Consider the following 23,429-nt stretch of genomic DNA (forward strand, 5'->3'; position numbering starts at 1 on the left):
AGAAGTGAGTGGTATGTCATTTTCAATTAAAACGAGACAAGCATCAATTGAAAAGATGAAGTCTGAAGAATTAGATTTATTGATCATTGGCGGTGGTATTACAGGTGCTGGTGTTGCTCTGCAAGCAAGTGCTACAGGCATGAAAACAGGCTTGATCGAAATGCAGGATTTTGCTGAAGGAACATCTTCTCGGTCAACCAAATTAGTGCATGGTGGTATTCGCTATTTGAAAAATTTTGATGTGGAAGTTGTAGCGGACACTGTACAAGAACGCGCAGTGGTCCAAGCAATTGCACCTCATATTCCAAAACCAGACCCAATGCTTTTACCAATTTATGACGATCCAAAAGCAACGTTCAATATGTTTTCTGTCAAAGTAGCGATGGATCTATATGATCGTTTAGCAAATGTGATCGGAACAAAATATGAAAATTATACACTAACAAAAGAAGAAGTGTTAACAAGAGAACCACAATTAAAAAGTGAAGGGTTACAAGGCGGCGGTGTATATTTAGATTTTAGAAATAACGATGCTCGTCTTGTTATTGAAAATATCAAACGTGCTGATTCTGATGGTGGTTTGATGGTCAGCAAAGTGAAAGCTGTCGGATTTATGCAAGCTGAAAATGGTAAAATTATTGGAGTAAAGGCAGAAGATGTATTAACTGGTGAACAATTTGAAATTAAAGCCAAAGTCGTGATCAATACGACAGGTCCATGGTCAGATAAAGTTCGTGGATTGGATACCAACGAAAATCTAATCCCACAAATGCGCCCAACTAAAGGTGTTCATCTTGTTGTAGATAGCAGCAAATTGTTTGTACCTCAGCCAACGTATTTTGACACAGGGAAACATGATGGGCGGATGGTTTTCGTAGTTCCTAGAGAGAAAAAAACCTATTTTGGTACAACAGATACAGATTACACTGGTGATTTTGAACATCCTACGGTTACCCAAGAAGATGTTGATTATTTGTTGGAAATCGTCAACAGCCACTATCCTAAAGCGAATGTGACGATCGATGATATCGAAGCAAGTTGGGCTGGACTTAGACCACTAATTTCTGAAAATGGTGGTTCAGATTATAACGGTGGCAATAATGGCAAAGTATCTGATGAAAGTTTTGATAAAGTCATTGATGTTGTTGATAAGTATAAAAATCAGCAAGCAACACGTTTTGATGTTGAAAATGTCTTGAATCATTTGGAAGACTCACTAGCTGAAAGCAAAGAAAATCCCTCTGCTGTTTCTCGTGGTAGTTTGTTAGAGCGTTCAGAAGATGGTTTGTTAACATTATCAGGTGGTAAAATTACAGATTATCGTAAAATGGCAGAAGGTGCTTTGAAGGAAATTCAACGTATTTTAAAAGAAGAGTTTAATTGTGAATTTGAGTTGATCGACTCTAAAACGTATTCTGTTTCTGGGGGAGATCTTGATGCTGCCAATGTAGAAGCAGCATTAAATGATCTTGCAAAAATGGGTGTAGAAAAAGGATTAAGCCAAGAAGAGGCAGAATACCTTACACATTTATATGGATCAAATGTAACAAAACTTTTTGAAAAAATCACCACAACTGAACCGGTGACAGGATTAAGTTTAGCAGAAACATTGGCATTGCATTATGCCTTAGAAAACGAAATGGTTTTGACACCAGCAGATTATCTAGTACGTAGAACAAATCATTTACTTTTCATGAGAGATACGTTGGATGAAGTCAAACAAGGTGTAATTGCAGAATTGAGTCACTATCACAACTGGAGCAACGAGAAAAAAGAAGACTACACAAACGATCTAAATCAATTAATTGCGGAATCTGACTTGAGTACATTGAAAGAAGGGACGAAGTAAAATGGATACTTCAAATATGACACAGATTTTCAGTGAGTTTTTAGGAACAATGATTTTGATTCTTTTAGGGGATGGCGTATGTGCGGCAGTTAATTTAAAGAAAAGTAAAGCTGAAGCATCTGGTTGGATCGTGATTGCCTTTGGTTGGGCGATGGCTGTAACCATTGCGGTTTATGTTGCAGGCTACATGGGACCAGCTCATTTGAATCCTGCGGTGACGATTGCTATGGCGATGACTGGAAGTTTTGAATGGAGCTTGGTTGTACTATTTATTGTAGCACAAGTACTAGGTGCCGTTGTTGGTGGGGTTCTAGTTTGGTTGGCTTATTTACCACATTGGGAAGTGACAGAAGATCAAGGCGCGATTTTAGGGACATTTGCCACAGGTCCAGCAATTCGCAATTATCCAGCAAATATGATTACAGAAGTTATTGGAACATTTGTTTTAGTTTTAGGCCTACTCTCATTTTCACAACATAGTTTTACAGATGGCTTAAATCCACTAGTTGTCGGTGCATTGATTTTATCCATTGGGTTATCTTTAGGTGGACCTACTGGATATGCAATCAATCCAGCTCGTGATTTTGGTCCTCGTTTAGCACATCAGTTACTACCAATTTCAACTAAAGGTGACTCTGATTGGAGCTATTCATGGGTACCGGTCGTTGGGCCTGTTATCGGTGCGGCAGTAGCAGCTGGTGTTTATATGATGATGGTTTGAGTTTGATATATAGGGATGGGGTATGACTCTAAGAGTCATGTCCCACTCCTTTTTTTTGTTTATCCATGATCAACGGTTATAAAAAAACTAGGAATTGATTGTTTCAAGGGATAAAATTGGACGTTTAGAGTGGGGTCAAAGAAAATGAACATTTGACTACTTCATGTGCTAAGAATACTCTATAATAGAATGTATCAATTGAGAAGAGGGAAGAATATGAAACACAATACTTTTTTGTCTGCAGATAAAAATACGACCAGCCACTTTGTCTGTTGGGAGCCGGAATGTGAGCCAATTGGAACGGTCCAAATCATTCATGGAATGGCGGAATACATTGAACGTTATGAAGACTTTGCCAAGTATTTAAATGGAATAGGCTTTATCGTTATTGGACATGATCATTTGGGACATGGTAAATCTGTAATGAAGGATGAGCCTAAACATGGGTATTTTGGTTTGGGTGAACCTTTAACATTTGTCTTAGAAGATATTCAGTATGTCAAAGAATGGACAGAAATGAATTATCCTGATTTACCACACGTTATGTTAGGTCATAGTATGGGGTCTTTTGCATTGCGCAATTATTTACAATTATACAAGTCTGAAATCAGTGGCGCTATTTTTATGGGAACAGGTAAAAATGCAGCTCTCATGTCACTGGGTCTATCGTTAACAAAAGGGTTAAATCGAACAGCCCCAGATAAACCAAATAATTGGCTGGATCACATGACTTTTGGCTCTTTCAGTAAGCAATTTCCAGAAGATGGTAGATTCAATTGGCTAAGTAAAAACCAAGAGAATGTGACACAATATGAAAATGATCCGTTAACAGGATTCACCTTCACGAACAATGGTTTTTATACGCTGTTTCGTTTAGTAGAAGGAGCGAACCGTAATGGATGGGCGCAAAATATCGATCAGGATTTGCCGATTTTAGTTATCAGTGGTGAACAAGATCCAGTAGGGGATTTTGGCAAGGGACCAAGAAAGGTCGCAAAGGAATTAGATGAGGCAGGCATCAAAGATGTGTCACTCGTTTTGTTTGCAGAATTACGTCATGAGATTTTATTTGAATTTGAAAAAAATGAAGTATATAAAGCAATTGGTAACTGGCTACAAAAAAGAATCGATATTACTTTTGAAGGGTAGAAATCTGTTTGCTATTTGGACTGTTTTTCTATAAACTACAAGGTAAGGTTAAAAGAAAAAGGATTAAAAAATTATTCAGGAAAAAGCAAAAATAAATGCGATGTAAGCATGATAAGTAGTTTTTCCTATCAAAGCTGTATAATTGAGTTCAGCTTCTAGGTTAGGAGGGGTGGATGTGGAAAAAGCAAAACTAAGAAAGCTAGGTTTAGCAAACTTAAACTGGCTTCACGAACATCCAATAGTAAAAGAACAAAAAGAGCTAGAAATCAGTCGAAGATTATTTAATGATCCAATTTGGCAAAAAGCGCAAACCATTGCGATCACTAAACCATTAGATTTTGAATTTGATACCCATATTTTGCTTGAAAAAGGGTGGCAGGAAGGAAAACAAATGCTGATGCCTGTCGCAGAGAAACAACGACAGCTAACATTCCATCACGTCACACCAGAGACTCGCTTTAAAAAAACGACCTTTGGCGTAGAAGAACCTGTAGCTTCACAAAATGTATCGATGGAAATGATTGATTTATTAGTTGTACCTGGGATTGTGTTTACAACTGGGGGATTTCGAATTGGTTTTGGTGGAGGATTCTATGATCGATTCCTTCAACAGTATCAAGGGGAAACATGTAGTTTGGTATTTAGTGAACAGATTCAAGAAAGTTGGCAGGTGGAATCTTTTGACCTACCTGTGAAACAATTATTTATCAACTAGGAGGAATACATGGATTATCAAACGCAAATGAAAATAAAACGATTATGGAAACAACCCTTGGTTACGTATATTTTATTAGGGATAACAACTCTTGTTTTTCTAGGATTAGAAGTTAGTGGAGGCTCCACTGTTCAACAAGTCCTGATTGAGTGGGGAGCAATGTCTCGCAAAGAAATTGTGGATTATCATGAATACTGGCGTTTGTTTACACCGATGTTTTTACATATTGGATGGTTACATTTTGCGGTAAACATGGTGACGCTCTACTATGTGGGCACTCAAGTTGAGAGTATTTATGGTCACTGGCGCTATCTTTTGATTTATCTATTAAGTGGCATTTCAGGAAATATTCTTAGTTTCGCATTGGGCTCTCAAGGTAGTATTTCAGCGGGTGCAAGTACATCGTTATTTGGCTTATTTGGTGCTTTTATTATTTTAGGTCGACATTTTAGAAATAATCCGGCGATTTCATTTATGGTTCAACGATATGCAACCTTCATTGGAATCAACTTGATTTTCAATTTGTTTAGCAGCTCTGTTGATATAATGGGACATATTGGCGGATTGATTGGTGGACTCTTAGTGGCTACTGTTTTAGCTGTGCCAGACCGCTCAGAAGAATTCAATATCCATGAACGAATCATCTCTGGGATCTTTTTTATATTTTTATTAGGTGTTTGCTTAGTCTTGGGTTTTAAAAAATTCGGTTTACTTGTATAATGAGGAAGTGCATTTAATGGAAACGCTATATGATGTGCAGCAGTTATTTAAACAATTCGGCATTTACATCTATGTTGGTGCTAGAATTTATGATATCGAGTTGATGATGATTGAATTGAAAAATATTTACGAAGGTCACTTGATTGATAGAGACACTTACCTCCATGCGAGAAGTGTTTTGCAAAGAGAACATCGAATTGAAGAAAGCAGAGCGGCTGAGAAAGGAACCGAGTAAATGGACAAGAAACTGATTGGGATTGATTTAGGCGGAACAACGATTAAGTTTGCGATTTTAACAACTGATGGAGATGTTCAGCAAAAATGGAGTATTGAAACGAATATTTTAGATGAGGGTAGCCATATTGTGCCTGATATCATTGAATCAATCAATCACAGAATTTCTCTTTATGAGATGAAACATGAAGATTTTATCGGCATCGGTATGGGGACACCTGGTAGTGTCGATATTGAAAAAGGGACAGTGGTTGGTGCATACAATCTGAATTGGACAAAAAAACAAGCTGTAAAAACGAAAATCGAAGAGGCAACAGGGATTCCTTTTGTTTTAGATAATGATGCCAATGTAGCAGCCTTAGGTGAACGTTGGAAAGGTGCTGGAGAGAACAATCCAGATGTAGTGTTCATCACGCTTGGAACAGGTGTAGGTGGCGGAATTATCGCAGAAGGCAATTTACTGCATGGGATAAATGGCTGTGCGGGCGAAATTGGTCACGTAACGGTGGATCCTGGTGGTTTTGAATGTACTTGTGGCAAACGCGGGTGTTTAGAAACAGTTTCTAGTGCAACAGGTGTTGTTCGAGTGGCTCGCCATATGTCAGAAGAATATGCGGGCGATTCTCAGTTGAAACAAGCTATCGATGATGGACAAGATGTTTCAAGTAAAGATGTCTTTGATTATGCTCAAGCAGATGATCCGTTTGCTTTGATGGTAGTAGATCGAGTATGCTATTTCTTAGGGCTTGCAATCGGTAACCTAGGAAATACCTTAAATCCGTCTAGTGTGGTAATCGGCGGTGGTGTGTCTGCAGCTGGTGAATTTTTACGCAGTCGTGTTCAAACATATTTTGAAGAATTTACTTTCCCAGAAGTTCGCACTAGTACGCAAGTTAAGCTTGCACAATTAGGCAATGAAGCGGGTGTTATCGGAGCTGCTTCACTTGCATTGCAATTCATGGAGAAAGAGTAAGAAAGGGATTTTGGAATGAACGTTTTATGGATTATTAATGGTGTTTTATTAACAATTTTATTAGCAATGGGGATCAACGAATTATATCTTAGAATCATGGCAAAACGCTCTGCTAAAACAATTACAGAAGAAGAATTTAAAGAAGGCATGAGAAAAGCTCAAATCATTGATGTTCGTGAAAAAGACTCATTTGATGCAGGGCATATTCTTGGTGCTCGTAGCATGCCTTATACAACAATCAAAACAACATTGAATTCAATTCGTAAAGACCAACCTGTCTATATTTATGATCAAAAAAAATCATTAAGTATTCGGACAGCGAATCAATTACGTAAAAATGGCTATAAAGATCTTTATATTTTAAAAGGCGGCTATGAAGGCTGGACTGGCAAAACGAAAAAGAAAAATGCGTAAACAATAAAGCACAGAGAGAAACGGGTGTTCAAGAAAGAACACCGTTTACTTCTCTGTGTTTTTTTCTGAAATAAAATGATAACTCGTTTCTTTTTTTATTCATTGCGGTAAAATAAAGAAGAGGTGGTAACTATGATTCAATTAAAAAGAGCCTATGAAAGTTCTGAAGCAGCTGACGGTTATCGAGTGTTGGTTGATCGTTTATGGCCTAGAGGAATGTCCAAGGAAAAAGAACAGCTAGATTTGTGGTTGAAAGAAATTGCTCCAAGTAACGAACTGAGAAAATGGTTTAATCATGAAGCAATTAAGTTTCCTTTATTCAAAGAGAAATATTTAATTGAACTACAGTCAGGAGAAGCAAAATCAGCCTTCCAAAAGTTAGTGCAGATTATAGAAAAGTATCCTGTAACGACACTGATTTATAGTGCCAAAGATGAAAAATATAATAATGCGATTATTTTAAAAGAAGCATTAGAAAAAAGAGCTCAGTAGCGACGAAAACGAATAAGGTTTTGAAAGGGGGAAGAAAATGAAAATTGCGATTGTCGGTGGAGGTCCTCGAGGTCTTTCAATTTTGGAAAGAATAGTTGAATGGTCAAGAGAAGAGCAGGTAATCCAAATTACAATGTTCGATCCCTATGGTCCTGGAGGAAAAGTGTGGCGAGAAGATCAACCGTTATCATTGCTCATGAATTCTGTGGCAGCTCAGGTCACGTTATTTACGGATGAAACGTTGAGTACAAAAGGTCCTGTGGCAAAAGGCCCAAATCTACATGAATGGGCGAAAACCGAAGCAACCACATTTATAAAAACACATAATGTTGCAAACAGAACCGCCTTACTGGAAGAGTGCGAAAAACTTGGGCCAAATGATCATTGCTCACGCGTTTTTTATGGTCTATATCAAAAATGGTTCTATGAATATGTTCAGACACGTATGACAGAGCAGACTTCGGTAAAATTTTTTAAAGATACCGTTCGTGCGGCTAAAATACAAGAGGATCATTTTTTGGTGTATACAAAAGCAGTTGAAACGACTGTAGATACAGTTATTTTAGCTTTAGGGCATCAAGAAAATGAACTGATAGGGCAAGAAAAAGAATTGGCGGCTTATGCAAGTGAACATCGTTTATTTTATTCTTCACCTAAAAATGCAGCAGATGCTTATCTTGAAGCCATCACAGATAAAACACCTGTCTTGATTCAGGGATTAGGGCTCGTTTTTTATGACTATCTGACTTTGTTGACCCGTGATCGAGGAGGCCTATTTAAAGAAATAGAAGGGGAGCTAATTTATCTTCCGTCGGGGAAAGAACCAAAAATTATCGCTGGGTCTGGTAGAGGAATTCCATATCATGCTAGAGGGGCTAATCAAAAGGGATATGGGGAAGAGTATCAGCCACGATTTCTAAAAGAAAAAAGTTTAAATAAGTTTAAACGAAAAAATACTTTTCCTGCTGAGCAATTTTTTGAGCTTCTAAAAAAAGAAGTAGAGTTTGTTTACTATTTAGCATTAATCGAAACAAATTATCCTAATGTGAATCAAGGTCGCTTTAGCGAGGATTTCGTTCGAACAAAAGGAGCAAATTCGGTTTTACAAAAGTATGGAATCTCTCAAAAAGATATTTGGGACTGGTCTGTTGTTCAACATCCTGATAAAACAGAAGGTGAGACCGGTTCGTTTCAGGCATTTGTTCTAGATTATTTGTCATGGGATTTTGAAGAAGCAAAAAAAGGGACAATAGCGGGACCATTTGCAGCAGCATTGGATTGTTTGAAAGATTTGCGAGATGAAGTCCGTTTTATGCAAGAACATGAACTATTTTCTACTGATGATTATAAGCGATGGTTGTGGGACTGGTTTACGCCGTTGAATTCGTTTTTATCGATTGGGCCTCCTTTAGAAAGAATAGCTGAATTAAAAGCGTTGATCAAAGCCGGTGTTGTAACACTTCTTGAACCAGGAATGGAAGTTGAGACAGAGAATGGCTGGTTTGTAGGGTATTCAAGAAAAGACCCAAACCTCAAATTTGAAACGCATTTTTTGATTGAAGCTAGATTGCCAAAGACAAGGAATCAATTTAGTCTAAATCCGTTAGTACAACAACTTTTACGAGATGAGATCGCTAGCTTGCACCAAATGAAATTAGCCTCAGGCAAACTTTATCAAACTGGGGCACTTTCAGTTGAACGAAAAACGAATCAAATACAGTCAAAATCGGGCAAACTTATTAAGGGCTTATATTGTTATGGAATTCCAACTGAGGGCGTTCATTGGTTGACGGCGGCAACATCTAGACCTGGAACGGATCCCTGGAACTTGAGGGAAGCAGATTTGATTGCGAGACGTATTTTTGAAGAGAATAAAAGTTAGAAAGAATAGGTTGGGACCTAAGTGTCTAACTCGAAGAAATAAGCAGGAATTCACGAAATCTGTTTTTTAAATTTTTGTGAATTTCAGCTTGTTTTGTAAAATAAAATACCTATCTTAGAAAAAAAGATAACCCCAGCATGTGATAAAAGGCATCACAAGCAAGGGTTTCTATTTTTCTGCCAGAGTAAAACGGGTTTATTTCGCTTTTCTGTGATCCAGCTGCATAAACCAACTCTTCGGAAAAAAGATAACCCCAGCATGTGATAAAAAGCCTCACACGCTGGGGTTTCTATTTTTCTGTCAGAGTAAAACGGGTTTATTTCGCTTTTCTGTTTATCGAGAAATGCGTTTACGCATTGCTTTTTTACGGTTTTCCTCGATCATATCTTCTTTTTCTTCGATTGGATCAAGAACAGTTTTTTTGATTGTAGCTGCAAAGCCGACAACAGCAGCGCAAGTTACAGCTGTTCCTACAAGCATACCTGAAATAAATTTTTTCATATATATTCTCCTCTCAGTTATTTAGATACCTCTATTATGAACTAAAGTAAGAAAAAAATCCAATAGATTGTAATGAATCTTTTTAAAATTGCTTTATTCTTATAGTAAAATCAATGTTGTAATCGCTTTAGTAAAAAGTGTTGCAAAAATTTAGTAAATGTTTTATTATTAATTTACTAAAAAGAAGCAAGGGGTGGCAATTGTGGAAAATGAATTGAAAGAGCTCTTTTATTCTGTATTTGGAGTAGCTTCTAAGGAAATCTATTTTGCTCCAGGAAGAATCAATTTGATTGGGGAACATACAGATTATAATGGCGGTCATGTCTTTCCAGCAGCGATTACGATTGGGACTTATGGCGTAGTTAGGAAACGCGAAGATCAAATGATACGCTTTTATTCAGAAAATTTTTCGGAGTTGGGGATTATTGAAGTATCATTAACTGATTTAGCTTATAAGGAGGAGGATAACTGGACGAATTATCCTAAAGGCATGATTCACTATTTAATCGAACAAGGTTATGCAATGAATCATGGCTTTGATATTCTTTTTTACGGCACAATTCCAAATGGGGCTGGACTTTCTTCTTCAGCTTCAATCGAGTTACTAACAGGAGTTGTTCTAAATGATTTGTTTCAATTAAATGTTAAGATGATAGATTTAGTACTGACTGGTAAGCGTGTAGAAAATCAATTTATCGGGGTGAATTCTGGGATCATGGATCAGTTTGCCATCGGGATGGGGAAACGTGATCATGCAATCTTATTGGATACGAACACATTGGATTTCGAGTTAGTACCGGCAGAATTTGGAGATTATGTGATTGCCATTATGAATACAAACAAACGCAGAGAATTAGCTGACTCAAAATATAATGAACGTCGAGCGGAATGTGAATTGGCTCTAAAACTTCTCCAAACTTCTTTATCCATAGAATCTTTAGGCGAATTAACAGAAGAACGCTTCAATGAAAACAAAGATCTTATTGCCGATGAACGATTAATTCGACGAGTGAAACATGCGGTAACAGAGAATCAGCGGACGATCTTGGCTAAGAGAGCACTGGTAGAAAATGATTTACAACGATTCGGTCAATTATTGAACGAATCACATGCTTCTTTAAAAGATGATTATGAAGTGACTGGCTTTGAATTAGACACTTTAGTAGAAGCAGCGCAGCAACAACCCGGTGTTTTAGGGGCGCGGATGACTGGAGCGGGTTTTGGAGGATGTGCAATTGCCTTGGTAAAAGAATCCGAACTAGAGCATTTTACCAAACAAGTTGGATCAATTTATTTAGATAAAATAGGGTATCCAGCTGATTTCTATAGTGCAAATGTTGATGACGGAGCTAGAAAGCTGTAGAATAAAGAAGATGTAAAAAAATGATTTTAACAGATGTTTTATTCAAATAAGGAGGCAGTCACATGTCAATTTTAGTATTAGGAGGAGCAGGCTACATTGGCTCTCATGCAGTTGATCAATTGATTAATAAAGGATATAACGTAGTTGTAGTGGATAACCTTCAAACGGGGCATAAACAATCGCTTCACGAAAAGGCTGTATTTTATTTAGGAGATATTCGAGACAAAGCATTTTTACAGAATGTCTTTAAGAGGGAAGACATTGAGGGTGTAATCCATTTTGCTGCAAGTTCGTTAGTAGGAGAATCAGTAGAAAAACCATTAGTTTATTTTAATAATAATGTTCATGGTACACAAATTGTATTAGAAGTAATGGAAGAATTCGGGGTTAAACATATCGTATTTTCTTCTACTGCGGCTACATACGGAGAGCCTAAAGAGATGCCGATCATAGAATCAACGCCGACCAATCCGGAAAATCCATATGGTGAAAGCAAATTAATGATGGAAAAAATGATGAAATGGTGTGATAAAGCGTATGGTATGCGTTATGTTGCACTTCGTTACTTCAACGTTGCAGGAGCAAAAGCAGATGCGTCTATTGGCGAAGATCATGATCCAGAAACGCATTTAATTCCAATTATTTTACAAACAGCGTTAGGTCAAAGAGAGTATTTAGGGATTTATGGGGATGATTATGATACACCAGATGGTACTTGTATTCGTGATTATGTGTATATTGAAGACTTGATCGAAGCTCACATTGCGGCATTGAAATATTTACAAAACGGGAATGAGAGTAATATTTTCAATTTAGGAAGTAATACTGGTTATTCAGTCAAAGAAATGCTGGAAGCAGCTCGACAAGTAACAGGTAAAGAAATTCCAGCAAAAATCCTACCACGTAGAGCTGGTGATCCTAGTAAATTAGTTGCCTCAAGTGAAAAAGCAAAAATGATTTTAGGTTGGCAACCTCAAGTGACAGAAATCAATCAGATCATTAAAACTGCTTGGGATTGGCATGTTAGTCATCCAAACGGATATAAATAACTTTGTAGAGCGGTATAGGTTAAATGAGCCTGTTCAGCTTTTAACATTATCTAGCGTAACAGGCTAACCTTTCGGGAAAAAGATAGAAAAGTGAATGAGATAAAAAACATCTCAGTCATTTTTCCTATTTTCCTGTCAAGGTTAAACGAGCCTGTTCAGCTTTTAACATTATCTAGCGTAACAGGCTAACCTTTCGGGAAAAAGATAAAAAAGTGAATGAGATAAAAAACATCTCAGTCATTTTTTCCTATTTTCCTGTCAAGGTTAAACGAGCCTGTTCAGCTTTTAACATTATCTAGCGTAACAGGCTAACCTTTCGGGAAAAAGATAAAAAAGTGAATGAGATAAAAAACATCTCAGTCATTTTTTCCTATTTTCCTGTCAAGGCTAAATGAGCCTGTTCAGCTTTCAAATTTAGGAGGAAACATTGTGTCAATTAGTCAAACTATTACTGATTTTGTCACATTAGCGATTCAAGCTGGTGGATGGATGGAGCTAGATCGTCTTTATTTACAAAATCGTGTACTCGCAATGATCGGTGAAGAATCGTTAGAATCTATTTCTCCAAGACTAGTGACAAAGACATCATTGGAATTGCTAGATGAATTAGTAGTCCAAGCTAAAAAAAATGGAGTAGTTCAAGAAGATGGAATGGCGTTGGAGGTTTTTGAAGCGCAATTGATGGATTTTCTTACCCCGCCACCATCAGTGGTTAATGCTCTTTTTGCTCAATATTATGAAAAAGATCCAGCAGATGCGACGGATTACTTCTATAAATTAAGTCAAAATAATGACTATATTAAAACAAGAGCAATTGCTCAAAATAGTGTGTTTCCAGCTGAAACAGAGTATGGTCAGCTCGAAATCACAATCAATTTATCTAAGCCAGAAAAAGAATCAAAACAAATAGCCGCACAACGACAAGTAGTGCAAACTGATTACCCTAAGTGTGCTTTATGCATGGAAAATGAAGGGTACAAAGGTGGAAACAATCATCCTGCTAGAACTAATCATCGGATCATTCGAATGAATTTAGATGGGGAAAGTTGGGGATTTCAGTACTCGCCTTACGCCTACTATAATGAACATTCGATTATTTTATCAGAAGAACATCGCCCAATGGTTATTTCGAAAGAGACTTTTCGTAGATTGACAAGAATCATCGAAGTGTTACCTCATTATTTTGTAGGGTCTAATGCAGACTTACCAATCGTAGGTGGTTCGATCTTGACACATGATCATTATCAAGCTGGACGCCATGTTTTTCCAATGGAGAAAGCAGAGATTGAACAATACTTCGAGTTGAAAGAGTTTCCTCTGATGAACGCTGGAATTGTTAAGTGGCCAATGTCTGTGATACGCCTGCAAAGTCCAAATTCGGAGGACATAGTTGAAGCGGCAGCATTGATTTTAGATAAATGGCAGGAGTATTCTGATGAGAAAGTATCAATTCGAGCTTTTTCAGCAGATGGAACACCTCATCATACCATTACACCGATCGCCCGACGTAAAGGGAAACTCTTTGAACTGGATTTAGTTTTACGTGACAATAACGTTTCCGAAGAACATCCAGATGGGATTTTTCATCCTCATAAAGATGTTCAGCATATTAAAAAGGAAAATATCGGTTTGATCGAGGTAATGGGATTGGCTGTATTGCCACCTCGTTTGAAAAATGAACTGCATGAAGTGAAAAGCTATGTCCTAGAGCAAGAAAATCATATAGCAGAACACCACAAAAAGTGGGCTGATCAAATGAAAGAACGCTATGATTTTAATGATGAAAATGCAAAAGAAATTATTCAAAAAGAGGTAGGTCAAATTTTTGCTAAGGTTTTAGCAGATGCAGGAGTATACAAACGGACCCCAGAAGGTCAAGCTGCGTTTAAACGATTTATTGACAGTTTATAATGAAGGCAGGTGAAAAGATGGCAACAATCAAAGATATAGCAAAAATGGCAGGAGTTTCACCAGCTACAGTTTCTAGAGTGCTAAATTATGATCCTGATCTTTCTGTAGGTATTGACACAAAACAAAAAGTGTTTGAAGCGGCAGAAGAATTAAATTATACAAAATACAAAAAGAATGCTAAAAATGCTAAAGCTAAAATTTTATTAATTCAATGGTACGACGAGTTAGAAGAATTAGAAGATATTTATTATTTATCGATTCGTTTAGGCATTGAAAAAAAGATGGAAGAACTGGGGTTTGATTTGATCAAGCGTTCTTTAGAAGACGTAAGTGATGAGTCTGTGGATGGAATACTTGCATTAGGGAAATTCACTAAAGAACAGGCAGATTTATTATTTAACTTAAATGAAAATCTTTTATTTGTTGACTTTGATGCACTGGATTTAGGCTATAATTCCTTAGTCATCGATTTTCACCAGAGTGTTTCTAGTGTTTTGACTTATTTGACACAACGTGGACATCAAGAAATTGGGATGATTGCAGGTGAAGAGTATACTCGTGGCACTCATGAATTACTTGAAGATAAGCGGTTGACGATTTTTAAAGAGATACTAGAACAAAAAAAGATATTAAATGAATCATTTATTTTAAAAGCACCCTTTACGGTTGAAAGTGGCTATGAAGTAATGAAACAATTTCTAATACAACATCCAAAGGAATTTCCAAGTGCGTTTTTTGCTTCAAGTGATGCATTGGCTGTGGGTGCATTAAAAGCAATCCAAGAACTAGGCTTTAAGATACCAGAAGATATTTCTGTCATCGGTTTTAATGATATCAGTGTAGCAAAATATGTCAGCCCACCGTTGACGACAATAAAAATCCATACGGAATGGATGGGAGAATTAGCTGTCGAAACACTTTTTTCCGTGATTCATGAACAAGCGCCTGTAGCAAGAAAAATAACGATAGCTACAGAATTAATAGAAAGAGCATCGACGAGGTGACCTCATCGTTGCTCTTTTGATTATTTATATGCAATGGCAAATAAATTAATATCATCGTTGACACAACTTTGTAAGGTGATACGCTCGCCACCAGCTGTGCCTACAGTAAGATCCCAATAGTTTGTCCCAGTACCGACTTCTGTACCATAATCGTCTAACTGAAGTAAGGTTTGCACAGTGTAAGTTGTGGGGGTTCCATTTGCGTCAGTTACAACGATTTGACTACCTACACCTAACGAGAAGACAGTTGAGAAAACGCCAGGGTTATGTCCGATAAAATGAGTGTTTTGTCCATCATCACCTGATTGAACAGCTGCACCTCCCCACGTAGAAGCAATGCCGCCAGGATTTGAGTCGATTATACTTTGTCCAGCGCCTTGTCCACCATTTTGGTAAGGAATAGTTTGACCATTCATAGTAAGGGTCATGGGTCCATAAGCAGGTTCAGTTGGAATTACTGGCGCATCGATTGCCTTATCAGCAGTAGGTTCAGTTACAGTAGGCGATACTTCTTCTTGAGTAGACTGTGCGATTGGCGCTTCTTCTACGGGTTCATTACTAGCGATGATGTTAAATGTTCTATCAGTAGAGCCCGTATTTCCGCTTGCATCAGTTACCGTAAAATGAATAAGCTGCTGGCCTATAACGGTAGTGTCTAAGTCTCGATCGGCCACTACTTTTTCTGTAATATCTCCGTCGTGGTCGTCGGTTGCGGTAATTTCCTCATAAATATTGACCTGTGTATTTTGTATCACTGTTTCTTCAGGAGCGCTGATCGATGGAGCGGTGGTATCTGTAGCAACATTTAATGCCAGCGCCTTCGCTTCTGTTTGTTTTTTCTCAGGAATAGTCGCTAGATTAGTCAATTTTTTGCCAGTTGGAACATTTTTTATAAAGGTAACCTTTGTCTTTTGCGGCTCGCGTTCTAAGCTGTTTGCTCTACTAGATACATCGGTGAAAATGTAACCAGCAAGAAACAAAACAACCCCTAGGATACTGATGAATCCAGCAATAATGGTCTGTTTGATTGTGTTTTTTTTCATGTAGAATCCCTCCAAAAATGTGGTGAGATTTTCCATTTATCGATAAACTTTAAATCCGCTTTTTTACAGTTTTATAATAAAACGTGTGCTCAAATAAACCAATAGAGTTGCGCTTTTGGAGGATACAAAAATAGAGGATAAAATGCTATAATTAGTGTTAAATAAGGTTTTGTTCAAAATAGTCATAACTACTGGAAATTTTTGAATAAAGGATATAGAAATAAGAAAAGAGGAGAGAAAATGGAACGTTTGTTATCACCTGCTATGCATCGAAGAGTGTTGTTGTTGAACCTATTGAATGAGCCAAATGGTTGGATCACGTCAGAAGAATTAGCTGATAAAATCAATTGCTCAAAAAAAACGTTGATGTTGGATTGCCAATACATAGAAGATCGATGGTCAGACTATCTAATGATAGAGACCTCAAGAAAATATGGCATCCGACTTACCGTATCTCCTTATCAGTCACTTCATGAGATATACGTTGAAGTCATTAAGGAATCTAATGCTTTTTCTTTATTAGAATCTATTTTTTTTGAACCAAATGAAACCGCTACGTTTTGGGAGAAAAAATATTTTTTAAGCAGTTCAAGCCTTTATAGGTTGTCTAATTTGATTTTATCTGCACTAAAAGATCGGAAAATCGAAATGAGTCGTTCTCCCTATTTTGTTTATGGAAAAGACGAACGAAAAGTTCGTTACTTTTTTTCCTCTTATTTTATGGAGGTTTATGGTGTGAGAGAGTGGCCTTTTCCTTTAGAGCGAGAAAGTGTTTTCTCACTAACCAATAAGATCAATGAGAAGTTTGAATTAAAGTTAAATGATAGCCAAATCGTTCATTTAGCAAACTCGATTGCCGTTACAATCATTAGAGAAAAACAAGGATTTTTGATCAATAAAAAACGAGATCCAATCCATAACTTCGTTAAAAAATCGATCGACATGAAAAATTACCAAGAAGATGTTGAAAAAATCATTGAACCGTTGAATATTGAACTGCCTAAAAATTGGTATGAGGATTTTTGCTATTCAATATTTTGGTGGGATTTTGGTTGGGATAATAAGCAAGAGAAAGAAAATGTGATGATTCAAGCAGATCATTTAGTTACGACTATTAAAGAGGCATTAACGATTTCAATTTCGGATCAAAGTCGTGAAAGTATTGTTCGGCTGATCGAACATATCTATGCAAAACATAAAATGTTTCCGTATAAAAAATACATGGTTTATGATCGATTCTTATATTCTAGTAAAACGATCCAACAAAACTTTGTAGTGTTTAGTGCGGTTGTTGAAAAAGCACTTGCTGATTTGGAAGCCAAAACAAAATTTCCTTGGAAAAGTATGTACCTTAGTGAAATCCTACATGAAATGGCGATTCGATGGGAACATCTTACTGAGCAATCAGATGAACTACGCTATCAGGTATCTATTTTAGTGTTGAGTGATCTGGGAAAAGAGCATGCTAAATTATTACAGTCCATTTTATACGAAAATTTTAGAGAAAAAATTTCGATGACTATTCAAGAATATCATTATTATGAGAAAATAAAAGAATCCATCGAACAACCTTACGATCTGTATGTTTCAAATTATGCAATTGATGATTTAGAACAAGAGGTCAATATTATAGTAGAAGATATTCCATCATTTAAAAATATTACTGATTTAGGGAGTTTCATTAATAAAAAGAGGTTGGTTTTACCAGAAGAGGTTCGTTATCTCAACTCGTGAGCAGTTACAGCAAAATACATTTAAAGTGAAAAATGGATATCCAAATAATGTATGTCATTTCATTTATTTTAATGATATACTAATAAAGTAACAATTTTCTTTAAAGGAGAGTACTATGAAAAAAAAAGCGTATAGAAATACACCAGCTTTCGTATTTTTAAGTTGGGGATCATTTGCCTTTTTCGTGGCATTGATGTTGATTGGGTTGTACACATTAAAAGAGCCATTAATGGTTAAAGGTTATTATTTAATGGGTTCCGTTGGATTGATTTCGTCATCTTTTACATTGTCAAAAGTAATCAGAGACAATCAAGAAGATGAAGAACGATACAATCAAATGTTCCGTGCAAACGACGGATTAGTAAAAACAGAAGATACTGAGACACACCTTTAATAAACGAATAGAAGAAAGTTCTGACGATAGTTGGGGCTTTTTTTATTATTTTTAAATGAGTTTAGCTTTTTTTAATGCCTTATCCATAAAAATCACGTATAATAGACCATAGTGAAATTTCGAGGGAGGGGTAAATTATGGCGTATCAAGCTTTGTATCGCGTCTGGCGTTCACAGCGTTTTGAGGATGTTGTCGGACAAAAAGCAATTACACAGACATTAAAAAATGCAATCATCCAAAAGAAAACCTCGCATGCCTATTTGTTTACCGGCCCAAGAGGAACAGGGAAAACAAGTGCGGCAAAAATTTTTGCTAAAGCAATCAACTGTAAACATAGTGTCGATGGAGAACCGTGTAATGAATGTGAAACCTGTGTTGCAATCACTGAAGGCCGTTTGAATGATGTGATTGAAATCGATGCAGCTAGTAATAATGGTGTGGAAGAAATTCGAGACATTCGGGATAAAGCCAAATATGCACCCACACAAGCTGAATTTAAAGTCTATATCATTGATGAAGTACATATGTTATCGACAGGGGCATTCAATGCGTTATTAAAAACGTTAGAAGAACCACCACAAAATGTTATTTTTATCTTGGCGACAACTGAACCGCATAAGATTCCATTGACGATTATTTCAAGAACACAGCGCTTTGATTTTAAGCGAATCAGTACACAAGATATTGTTGATCATTTGGGCTATATTTTAAAACAGATTAATGTCGAGTTTGAAGAGCAGGCGTTATATGTGATCGGTAGAGCGGCAGAAGGTGGAATGCGAGATGCTTTAAGTATTCTAGATCAAACAATTTCGTTTAGCGATGAAAAAGTAACGTTGACAGATGCGATGCAAGTAACAGGTAGCTTAACGTATGAAATGATGGATCAGTATATTTCTAACTGTGTAACAGGGGATGTTGAGCAGGCATTAGAAGCCTTGGAGAATATCCTTAGTTCTGGTAAAGAAGCAAGAAGATTCCTAGAAGACCTGTTATTATATTGCCGAGACCTGTTAATGTTTCAGCAAGCACCGAATCTATTAACAGAAAAAGTCGGCAATCTAACCGAGAACTTCAAAGCGCTCGCTGGAAAAACGGCAGCAGAAAAAATTTACCAGATGATTCAGATTTTAAGTGATACTCAAAATGATATTCGATTTACGAATAATGCGAATATTTATCTTGAAGTTGCAACAGTCAAGTTGGCAAAATCTGTTAAGCAACCCGTTGTGAATTCCAGTGAGTCACAAGCAGTCCCAACTGAAGAAATTGCTACATTACAACAACAAATCGAGCAACTAAAAAAAGAATTAACAGAGTTGAAAAAAAATGGTGTTGTCGCTAAAGAAGCTGAGCCAGTTAAGGCAACACGAGCAACAAGTAGCAAAAATACATTACGAATTCCCACTGAACTAGTATATAAGGTCTTAAACGAAGCGACTAAAGACCATTTACTGAATGTGAAAAATGTTTGGGATGACCTGTTACAAATGATGTCAGTAACACAACGAGCGATGCTAAAAGCGAGTGAACCTGTTGCTGCAGGGCCAAACGGTTTAGTTATTGCATTTGAGTATGAAATTGTTTGTGGTAGAGCGATGGAAGACGAAGAAATGCAGCTGGCAGTTCATAACAATTTAAGCCGCTTAGTGAACAATTATTCACCAGACATGATTTGTATCACAAAAGAAAGCTGGCCGAAACTGCGTCAGTCATTTATCAGCCAAAATAAAGATACCCCAAGTGATCAAAGCAATGAAACACAAGGTGCGACTAGTGACACGAACCACCTATTAGCCAACGAAGAACCGGCAGAAGAAGTCAATAATCAAGTAGTAGACGAAGCGATTGCTATGTTTGGCGAAGCGCTTGTTGAAGTAATAAACGATTAAGAGGAGAAGATAGTTATGATGCGAGGCATGGGAAATATGCAAGGAATGATGAAACAAGTCCAAAAAATGCAAAAAGATATGGAAAAGGCACAAGCTGAATTAAACGTACGTGAATTTGTTGGTGAGTCAACCAATCAATTCGTTACGGCAACTTTTACTGGCGATCGTAAAATGAAAGACATTTCGATCAAAGAAGACATCGTAGATCCAGAAGATGTTGAAATGTTGCAAGATCTTGTCATCATGGCAGTAAATGATGCACTGACAAAAGTAGAAAAAGAAACAGAAGCAACTATGGGCAAATATGCTAAAGGAATGCCAGGATTTTAATCAAGAATAAGCTTAAAGAAAAAGAGCCAAAGGATAAATGAATAAACATTTATTCTTTGGCTCTTTTCTTCATTCTATATTCAGCAAACAGAGGGAAATCCTCTGTAGATTTAATGATTATTTTACTAGTGACAACTATGCGATAGGGCAAGAGTTAATGGAATATCAACATAGTTATCAGGCAAATAAATCAAAAAAAGTTAGCTGGTTATTTATCTAATTGTTTTTTTTCTAAAGATGTAAGCTCCTGCAATCAAGATTACGCCAGCTGAAGCAATCGTCATACCATTGTTTACTTCACCTGTTACAGGTAATTGTTTTGCTTTTGTTTGAGCTGAGGTAATCGATTTTTGATTTTTAGTAGAAACAGGATTTGCTACTGGTGAAAAAACATTATTAGCTGGTGCTTTAGGATTTTTGTCTTTTTCAATTGGTGTAACCTGATTTAATGGGTTTTCACTTTCTGAAAGAATCGTTAAAGTAATTGTTTTTTCAGCAACAACATTTGTAGCCATACGTGTTAATTGACTGATATAATATCTAATTTTGTATGTTCCAACTTCAATTAGCGTGTTGCCGGTAGCTGTAACTTTAATAGGCGATTCAAGGATTTCAAACCCTACTTCATAGCCATCTGCATTGTGAAACGTTGCCCAACTTAAAATCATTTCTTCTGTTAATGTTTGACCTACGTACATTGTTTGGTCGGTAATTTCAATCGTTGGTTTAGCTTCATCCGTTGAACTAGGTGTAGTTGAACTAAGATCTGTAGAGGTAGACACAGCAGCATCAGAATCAGTCGAACTAGGAACGGTCGAACTAGAGTCAGTCGAGCTAGGTATAGTAGAACTAGAATCAGTAGAACTAGGTGCAGTAGAACTAGAATCGGTCGAGCTAGGTATTGTGGAACTAGAATCAGTAGATTCAGGCATAGTAGAACTAGAATCAGTCGTGCTAGGCTCTGGTTCAGAAGAACTAGGTTCAGTTGGAGGATTAACTAATGTTCCTAATTTAGCTTTCAATGTTTCAAGAAGAGAAGCAAAATCATCTTTAAGATTATTGTCTAAAGCATTTTGAGCATCAGCTATTGTAAGTCTTATGCTTGCAATGTCAGCTTCAGAGTATGTTGTATCAGGCGTTGATATAGTTGAATTTGCTTGTTTGATTAAATCTTGTAATTGAGCACGTAGTAAACTATCATCTTCGCTGTCATCAACTGTTGTTTCCCCTATTTCTTCAGCATGAACAACAGCATTGACTGCTGGTGTTGAAAAGATAGCAGAACTGAACAGTAATGATATTGTTAATATTTTTAAACCCTTTTTCATAAAAACTCCCCTTTTGTATTTCCATCTTTTTATTTTCTCACCCGCTATTTAATATATAACACTTGTAATAAATGTCAAGATTTATTTAGTAAAAGAGTAAAATGTTAGAGTAAATTATAGATTTATTAACCCTTTTAAATTAGACGTTTTTGACAAAATACGTATCTTATTAGTCATCAATTTAAGTATTTTTTCTGATTTTTAACATAACAAAGAGAAAGTAGAATGGCTGTAAAGCTTTTACTCTGTAAAAACATGCATAAAAAATGGTATAATATATGTTAGCTCTACAATGAATACATAATTTACAACCAATCGTCCATCGTTTGTGTTTGAAAGGATTTGTTGAAATGCATTACCCAGAACCTATCGCAAAATTAGTTGAAAGTTACATGAAACTACCTGGTATCGGTCAAAAAACGGCCGTTCGTTTAGCCTTTTATACATTAGATATGAAAGAAGAAGATGTGAATGCTTTTGCGAAATCTTTGATCAGTGTGAAACGTGATTTACATTTTTGTAGTATTTGCGGAAATATTACAGAAGAAGATCCTTGTGAAATTTGTCAAGATAAAACAAGAGACCGCAGTATCATTTTAGTCGTAGAAGAGTCAAAAGATGTGATGGCTATGGAAAAAATGCGTGAATACCATGGCTTGTATCATGTTTTGCATGGGGTATTATCTCCAATGGAAGGGACTGGACCAGAAGATATTAATATTGCATCGTTGATCCAACGATTACATGACGATGAGGTCAAAGAAGTCATTATCGCGACAAATGCTACGACTGAAGGAGAAGCTACTGCAATGTATCTTTCTCGTTTGATCAAACCAGCTGGAATCATCGTTACACGATTAGCACATGGTTTATCTGTCGGCAGTGATATCGAGTATGCGGATGAAGTAACTTTATTAAAAGCCGTAGAAGGACGTCGCGAACTTTAAAAATAGAAAAAGGTTGGAATATAACTCGTAGAGTTATATTCCAACCTTTTTGATTTACTTTTCAACAATACTGATCGTGAATCCGTCATAGCCTTTCACACCAACTGTTTCAATTGCTGTAGAAGTTAATTTTGCTGAAGTCGATAAATCATCTATAAAAGAGCGCACGCCAATCACTCTTCCATCAGTACTTTGTGCATCAAGAACCGCTCCATCACGAACAACATTATCTCCAATAATAATGGTTCCCGGCATTGAAAGCTGTAACGCGTAATGAAGATAAACTGAGTTATTTTCCTTATCTGCATCAATAAATATTAAATCAAAAGGTGAAACCTGCTCTTGAACCATTTGTTCTAAATGCGTAGAAGCAGGGCCAACTAAAATCGTCGTTTTATCAGAAACGTTTGCTAGCATCAGATTTTCTATTGCAACGTCTGCATGTTTTTTATTGTATTCAAGAGAAATAACTTGTCCATCAGCATCCAGTGCCTTAGCAAACCAAACAGTACTGTAGCCACCGAGTGTGCCAATTTCTAGAATTCGTTTTGCACCTTTTATTTTTGCTAAAAGATACAGAAATTTCCCTTGTGAAGGTGAGACATCGTGAGGTGGTAAATGGTGTTTTTGGTTGTTGGAAAGAATTTGGTCAAAGATAGAATCCTTTTCTACTAATTTCTCAATAAAATAATTATCAACCGCTGCAAATAAATTTTCCAAAAAATCACGTCCAATCAATATTGATTTGTTTAAATTAATTATACTGCGATTGTTAATGAATCGA

General features: G+C 36.7%; 23 protein-coding genes. 19 read left to right on the plus strand and 4 right to left on the minus strand.

Annotation, left to right across the window (positions count from 1 at the left end; all coding sequences use genetic code 11):
• The first annotated feature begins 13 nt into the window (after nucleotides 1-13).
• The 10 genes from glpO to I586_RS06985 all read left to right on the plus strand — a co-directional run bounded on the left by glpO (nucleotide 14) and on the right by I586_RS06985 (nucleotide 9,149).
• Nucleotides 14-1,849 carry a type 1 glycerol-3-phosphate oxidase gene (gene glpO, locus I586_RS06940; protein ID WP_010765860.1) on the plus strand — a complete coding sequence of 612 codons (1,836 nt, stop codon included), beginning with the start codon at nucleotides 14-16 and terminating at the stop codon, nucleotides 1,847-1,849.
• A gap of 1 nt (nucleotide 1,850) precedes the next feature.
• On the plus strand, nucleotides 1,851-2,570 hold the full coding sequence (locus I586_RS06945) for an MIP/aquaporin family protein (protein ID WP_010765859.1): 720 nt from the start codon (nucleotides 1,851-1,853) through the stop codon (nucleotides 2,568-2,570).
• Nucleotides 2,571-2,786: 216 nt separating this feature from the next.
• Nucleotides 2,787-3,719: an alpha/beta fold hydrolase gene (locus I586_RS06950; RefSeq protein WP_010765858.1), complete on the plus strand. Its 933-nt coding sequence runs from the start codon at nucleotides 2,787-2,789 to the stop codon at nucleotides 3,717-3,719.
• A gap of 175 nt (nucleotides 3,720-3,894) precedes the next feature.
• Nucleotides 3,895-4,434, plus strand: coding sequence for a 5-formyltetrahydrofolate cyclo-ligase (locus I586_RS06955; RefSeq protein ID WP_010765857.1), 540 nt, complete (start codon nucleotides 3,895-3,897; stop codon nucleotides 4,432-4,434).
• 9 nt (nucleotides 4,435-4,443) lie between these two features.
• The gene (locus I586_RS06960; protein WP_010765856.1) at nucleotides 4,444-5,154 is read left to right on the plus strand and encodes a rhomboid family intramembrane serine protease; all 711 of its coding nucleotides are present in this window, start codon (nucleotides 4,444-4,446) and stop codon (nucleotides 5,152-5,154) included.
• Between the two features lie 16 nt (nucleotides 5,155-5,170).
• Nucleotides 5,171-5,389 (plus strand): YqgQ family protein, encoded by a 219-nt coding sequence (locus I586_RS06965; protein WP_010765855.1) that lies wholly within the window; start codon nucleotides 5,171-5,173, stop codon nucleotides 5,387-5,389.
• Nucleotides 5,390-6,361 (plus strand): ROK family glucokinase, encoded by a 972-nt coding sequence (locus I586_RS06970; protein WP_010765854.1) that lies wholly within the window; start codon nucleotides 5,390-5,392, stop codon nucleotides 6,359-6,361.
• 15 nt (nucleotides 6,362-6,376) lie between these two features.
• Nucleotides 6,377-6,775: a rhodanese-like domain-containing protein gene (locus tag I586_RS06975; RefSeq protein ID WP_010760502.1), complete on the plus strand. Its 399-nt coding sequence runs from the start codon at nucleotides 6,377-6,379 to the stop codon at nucleotides 6,773-6,775.
• 132 nt (nucleotides 6,776-6,907) lie between these two features.
• Nucleotides 6,908-7,267: a DUF488 domain-containing protein gene (locus I586_RS06980; RefSeq protein ID WP_010765853.1), complete on the plus strand. Its 360-nt coding sequence runs from the start codon at nucleotides 6,908-6,910 to the stop codon at nucleotides 7,265-7,267.
• Between the two features lie 37 nt (nucleotides 7,268-7,304).
• A complete protein-coding gene (locus tag I586_RS06985) occupies nucleotides 7,305-9,149 on the plus strand; it encodes an FAD/NAD(P)-binding protein (RefSeq protein ID WP_010765852.1) in 1,845 nt (614 codons plus the stop codon).
• 333 nt (nucleotides 9,150-9,482) lie between these two features.
• On the opposite strand, the gene I586_RS17080 is transcribed toward I586_RS06985, so the two are convergent.
• Nucleotides 9,483-9,650: a DUF3042 family protein gene (locus I586_RS17080; RefSeq protein WP_010760505.1), complete on the minus strand. Its 168-nt coding sequence runs from the start codon at nucleotides 9,648-9,650 to the stop codon at nucleotides 9,483-9,485.
• A gap of 202 nt (nucleotides 9,651-9,852) precedes the next feature.
• Here I586_RS17080 and I586_RS06990 point away from each other — a divergent pair, with 202 nt between their 5' ends.
• The 4 genes from I586_RS06990 (at nucleotide 9,853) to I586_RS07005 (ending at nucleotide 14,977) form a co-directional block, all read left to right on the plus strand.
• Nucleotides 9,853-11,013: a galactokinase gene (locus I586_RS06990; RefSeq protein WP_010765851.1), complete on the plus strand. Its 1,161-nt coding sequence runs from the start codon at nucleotides 9,853-9,855 to the stop codon at nucleotides 11,011-11,013.
• Nucleotides 11,014-11,075: 62 nt separating this feature from the next.
• Entirely contained in the window at nucleotides 11,076-12,062 is a 987-nt protein-coding gene (gene galE / locus I586_RS06995) for a UDP-glucose 4-epimerase GalE (RefSeq protein ID WP_010765850.1), read from the plus strand.
• Between the two features lie 429 nt (nucleotides 12,063-12,491).
• Entirely contained in the window at nucleotides 12,492-13,973 is a 1,482-nt protein-coding gene (gene galT, locus I586_RS07000) for a UDP-glucose--hexose-1-phosphate uridylyltransferase (protein WP_010765849.1), read from the plus strand.
• Nucleotides 13,974-13,990: 17 nt separating this feature from the next.
• Nucleotides 13,991-14,977, plus strand: coding sequence for a LacI family DNA-binding transcriptional regulator (locus I586_RS07005; RefSeq protein WP_034701988.1), 987 nt, complete (start codon nucleotides 13,991-13,993; stop codon nucleotides 14,975-14,977).
• Nucleotides 14,978-14,997: 20 nt separating this feature from the next.
• Here I586_RS07005 and I586_RS07010 read toward each other — a convergent pair whose 3' ends face one another.
• Nucleotides 14,998-16,020, minus strand: coding sequence for an immunoglobulin-like domain-containing protein (locus I586_RS07010; protein ID WP_010765847.1), 1,023 nt, complete (start codon nucleotides 16,018-16,020; stop codon nucleotides 14,998-15,000).
• 240 nt (nucleotides 16,021-16,260) lie between these two features.
• Here I586_RS07010 and I586_RS07015 point away from each other — a divergent pair, with 240 nt between their 5' ends.
• The 4 genes from I586_RS07015 to I586_RS07030 all read left to right on the plus strand — a co-directional run bounded on the left by I586_RS07015 (nucleotide 16,261) and on the right by I586_RS07030 (nucleotide 20,370).
• Nucleotides 16,261-17,754, plus strand: a complete 1,494-nt coding sequence (locus I586_RS07015) for an AcpB/EbpR/MafR family transcriptional regulator (RefSeq protein ID WP_010765846.1) — start codon at nucleotides 16,261-16,263, stop codon at nucleotides 17,752-17,754.
• Between the two features lie 115 nt (nucleotides 17,755-17,869).
• On the plus strand, nucleotides 17,870-18,148 hold the full coding sequence (locus tag I586_RS07020) for a YiaA/YiaB family inner membrane protein (RefSeq protein WP_010765845.1): 279 nt from the start codon (nucleotides 17,870-17,872) through the stop codon (nucleotides 18,146-18,148).
• Nucleotides 18,149-18,285: 137 nt separating this feature from the next.
• A complete protein-coding gene (gene dnaX, locus I586_RS07025) occupies nucleotides 18,286-20,040 on the plus strand; it encodes a DNA polymerase III subunit gamma/tau (protein WP_010765844.1) in 1,755 nt (584 codons plus the stop codon).
• Between the two features lie 15 nt (nucleotides 20,041-20,055).
• On the plus strand, nucleotides 20,056-20,370 hold the full coding sequence (locus I586_RS07030; RefSeq protein ID WP_010765843.1) for a YbaB/EbfC family nucleoid-associated protein: 315 nt from the start codon (nucleotides 20,056-20,058) through the stop codon (nucleotides 20,368-20,370).
• A 212-nt stretch (nucleotides 20,371-20,582) separates the two neighbouring features.
• Here I586_RS07030 and I586_RS07040 read toward each other — a convergent pair whose 3' ends face one another.
• Nucleotides 20,583-21,698 (minus strand): LPXTG cell wall anchor domain-containing protein, encoded by a 1,116-nt coding sequence (locus I586_RS07040; RefSeq protein WP_010765842.1) that lies wholly within the window; start codon nucleotides 21,696-21,698, stop codon nucleotides 20,583-20,585.
• Between the two features lie 350 nt (nucleotides 21,699-22,048).
• Here I586_RS07040 and recR point away from each other — a divergent pair, with 350 nt between their 5' ends.
• Nucleotides 22,049-22,645 carry a recombination mediator RecR gene (gene recR / locus I586_RS07045; RefSeq protein WP_010765841.1) on the plus strand — a complete coding sequence of 199 codons (597 nt, stop codon included), beginning with the start codon at nucleotides 22,049-22,051 and terminating at the stop codon, nucleotides 22,643-22,645.
• Nucleotides 22,646-22,699: 54 nt separating this feature from the next.
• Here the strand turns inward: recR and I586_RS07050 are convergent, their stop codons facing one another.
• A complete protein-coding gene (locus tag I586_RS07050; RefSeq protein ID WP_010765840.1) occupies nucleotides 22,700-23,365 on the minus strand; it encodes an O-methyltransferase in 666 nt (221 codons plus the stop codon).
• Nucleotides 23,366-23,429: the final 64 nt, after the last annotated feature.

This window comes from Enterococcus moraviensis ATCC BAA-383, assembly GCF_000407445.1.
Lineage (GTDB): Bacteria > Bacillota > Bacilli > Lactobacillales > Enterococcaceae > Enterococcus_L > Enterococcus_L moraviensis.